The organism is Achromobacter sp. GbtcB20 (assembly GCF_019091095.1).
Taxonomy (GTDB): Bacteria; Pseudomonadota; Gammaproteobacteria; order Burkholderiales; family Burkholderiaceae_B; genus Achromobacter; species Achromobacter mucicolens.
In genome coordinates this window covers 1-302 of sequence record NZ_JAGXJZ010000426.1, presented here as the reverse complement: position 1 = coordinate 302, position 302 = coordinate 1, and the positions used below count along the sequence as shown (strand labels likewise).

1 protein-coding gene is annotated in these 302 nt (G+C 59.6%); it reads right to left on the bottom strand.

Annotated features, from left to right (window positions below):
- A partial coding sequence (locus KVT32_RS29615) for a DUF2269 family protein (RefSeq protein WP_217619375.1) occupies positions 1 to 227 on the bottom strand: 227 nt, incomplete at its 3' end.
- Between the last annotated feature and the right edge of the window lie 75 nt (positions 228 to 302).

The following is a 302-nucleotide window of genomic DNA, read 5'->3' as shown; positions in this document are numbered from 1 at the left end:
GGCAATTGCATGAGATGAACCAAATAGAGGCCGGTGAGCGGTTGCAGAACGGTGGTGGACGCCGTGAACAGCCAGTCGGCGATGACCACCAGCCGCGCCACGCCGGCGATCACATGGACATCGCGCCGTAGCACGACGCACAGCAGATAGTAGGCCGACCCGATGCCGGTGCCGAACAGCAGCGTGGCCGAGATCACGTGGACGAGCTTGAGGATCAGATATTCCATTGGCGTTTCCTGGCCGTGGCGGGTTCATGCAGGTAAAGCAGTGCCAACGCTGCAAGCATCGGTAAATTTTTCGTC